This is a genomic window from Streptosporangium sp. G11 (genome assembly GCF_051192615.1).
In the GTDB taxonomy this organism is placed as follows: Bacteria; Actinomycetota; Actinomycetes; order Streptosporangiales; family Streptosporangiaceae; genus Streptosporangium.
The window spans coordinates 1-2723 of the sequence record NZ_JBPJUQ010000232.1; the positions used below are offsets into that span (position 1 = coordinate 1).

3 protein-coding genes are annotated in these 2723 nt (G+C 69.0%); 1 reads left to right on the forward strand and 2 read right to left on the reverse strand.

Annotated elements, in window-relative coordinates; all coding sequences use genetic code 11:
- Positions 1 to 254: 254 nt before the first annotated feature.
- Positions 255 to 869 carry a hypothetical protein gene (locus ACSDR0_RS50065; protein ID WP_435296039.1) on the reverse strand — a complete coding sequence of 205 codons (615 nt, stop codon included), beginning with the start codon at positions 867 to 869 and terminating at the stop codon, positions 255 to 257.
- 155 nt (positions 870 to 1024) lie between these two features.
- A complete protein-coding gene (locus tag ACSDR0_RS50070) occupies positions 1025 to 1693 on the reverse strand; it encodes a CBS domain-containing protein (protein ID WP_435296040.1) in 669 nt (222 codons plus the stop codon).
- Between the two features lie 285 nt (positions 1694 to 1978).
- Here ACSDR0_RS50070 and ACSDR0_RS50075 point away from each other — a divergent pair, with 285 nt between their 5' ends.
- Positions 1979 to 2617 carry a response regulator gene (locus ACSDR0_RS50075; protein ID WP_435296041.1) on the forward strand — a complete coding sequence of 213 codons (639 nt, stop codon included), beginning with the start codon at positions 1979 to 1981 and terminating at the stop codon, positions 2615 to 2617.
- Positions 2618 to 2723: the final 106 nt, after the last annotated feature.

A 2723-nucleotide genomic window follows, 5' to 3' on the forward strand; every position in this document is an offset into this window, starting at 1 on the left:
GCTTCGGCATGATGGCCCCTGAAACCATCATTCCCCCAGCTCAGCTGGTATCCACACCCTCAATCAGGAACGTTGCACTAGGTCCTCACCTGCCGGGCCGAACAGGAGTCGGCGCCGGGAACCGGCCCGCATTCTCGTAGGCGACCGCGAGATGTGCGGTGTCGGGTGGGACGCCGGGAGATTCCATGTTCGGGACGTGGAAAGACCCACTCCCGTGCGGAGGGAGCGGGTCTTTCGTCTGTGGGCGGGGACGGTTATCGGAGGATGGGGTGGCGGCCCACCAGGGGGGTGGCGGCCCACCAGGTGCCGAGGCCCCAGGTGGTGCCGGCGCCGGTCAGGGCCAGCCCGGCCAGGACGACGGCGTAGATGAGGTGGTCGTCCATGAAGGGGTTGGTCTGCAGGGGAAGTTCAGCGGCCCACATCAGGACCATCATCAGGCCGCCGGCCACAGCCGCGACGCGCAGGCCCACCCCCAGGAGAAGAGCGGCGCCGACGCCCAGCAGGCCGAGCATGAACAGCCAGTCGACCCACACCTGTCCGGCCAGGGCGGTGAACACCCCGCCCAGGGCGTTCTCGCCGGTGCCCTTGAGGAAGCCGGTGGTGGGGCTGGCGCCGTTGATCCAGGCCCGCTCGGCGGGAGTGGCGAACCCCCAGCCAAAAAGCTTGTCCACGAACGCCCACAGGAAGACCCAGCCCAGGCCGATACGGGCGATCGCCCAGACGTAGTCGGCCGGACGCCGGGTGGCCTGGCGCTCAACGGCCGGGGTCGCGATGGCCGGTGTGGGAATGGCGTGTGCGGGAACGGTCTGTGCGGGGACGGCGCCCGTGGCCAGCCCGGTGTGAACGTCGTGTCCGTGAGTGGTGGCCATGACGGCTCCCCTTTCCATGTTGTTCCGTGGTGTTCAGCGGTCTTCGTGATGTCCTCATCACATCGCTTTCCCAAGCCCGGTCACAGTGCCGTACGAACCGCGCCCGTGGGACTTTCGGCCTTTTCGCGATCGGCGCACGTCTCTTCCACGGCGGTCTACAGCAGCGGCGGGAGGACGAGCAGGTCGTCGTCGCCGTGCTCTAGCCGCGAGGTGACGTCGATGACGCCTTCGAGCCGGCGGATCGCCTGGACGATCTGAACGACCTGCGAGTGGCGTTCGACCTTGCCGTCGAGCGTCACCACGCCGTTCTCGATACCGATGGTCACCTCGGAGCCGGTGGCGGTCAGGTCGAGGGCGACGGCTTCGGCCTCGGCGCGCAGCTCGGCCTCGAGGCGGTCGAAGACGCGCAGCAGGTTCGCCCGGTGCAGGATGCCGGCGAGGCGGCCGGTCACCGGGTCGATCACCGGGAGCTGCTGGATCCTTTTGTCGTGCATGAGCCGCGCCGCGTCCCGGGCGGGCGTCCCCGGGGTGACGGTGATCGCGGGCGAGGTCATCAGATCCCTGGCCACGACCGCCGCCGCCTTCTCGTGCTCTCGGCGGCGGGCGGCGCTCTCGAAAACGGGGATGCCGTGGCGCACCGCGTCGCTCTCCTTGAGCAGCAGGTCGTCCTGGGAGACCACTCCGACCGGACGGCGGTCCGCGTCGATGACCGTCACCGCGCCCACGGCGAAGCGTCTCATCACGGCCACGATGTCGGCGAAGCCGGCGTCCTGCCGCACGGCGATGGCGGTGCGGCCCATCACGTCACTGACGGTGATCGACATTTTCTTCTCCTCGATTCCTGCGAATCCTTCGGGCGTCCCCGTGATTCGGGCGTCGCCGGGGACAGACGATCGCCACACCGCGGTGCGCGTAGTGCGGGACGTCCTCTCCTTCCTCATCGAACTCCCGCCGGACGGTCCGCCCCAGGGTCACAGGTCCCGACCTCACCGTGTGGGGGCAGGGTCTTCCGGTCCTCACCATCGCGCCGGGTCCCGCCGGCGGCCGGCGTGACACGCGGGGTCCTTGGTCCCTACCGGCCCGTGCCCAGGGGGGCTAACGTGCGGAGCATGATTCGCGTTTTCCTGGTGGACGACCATGAGGTGGTACGGCGTGGTGTCGCCGCGCTGCTCGGCTCCGAGGACGACATCGAGGTGATCGGCGAGGCCGGCACCGCCGAGTCGGCCATCGCCCGCATCCCCGCCCTCAAGCCCGATGTCGCCGTGCTCGACGTCCGCCTGCCCGACGGTAACGGTGTCGACGTGTGCCGCGAGGTCCGCTCCCAGCTGCCCGGCCTGGCGTGCCTGATGCTGACCTCCTACGCCGACGACGACGCGTTGTTCGACGCGGTCATGGCCGGGGCCTCGGGGTATGTGCTCAAGCAGATTCACGGTTCGGACCTGGTGGGGGCGGTCCGCACGGTCGCCGCCGGGCAGTCGCTGCTGGATCCGCAGACCACGGCCTCGATGCTGGCGCGCCTGCGCGACCAGGCGGCGAGGAAGGACCCGCTGGCCGCGCTGTCGGATCAGGAGCGGCAGATCCTGGAACTGATCGGCGAGGGCCTGACCAACCGGCAGATCGGCGAGCGGATGTTTCTGGCCGAGAAGACGGTCAAGAACTACGTCTCCAACCTGCTCGGCAAGCTCGACATGCAGCGGCGCACCCAGGTCGCTGCCATGGCCGCCCGACTGAGGGCAGATCGTCGGTGAGAAAGGGGACTTTCGTCCCTAACGCCTTTGGAGAACGGGCGGGCAGCCTGGAGGGTATGAAGCTCGACTCGGCAGGTCTGCAGATCCTCTCGCGCCAGGAGTGCGT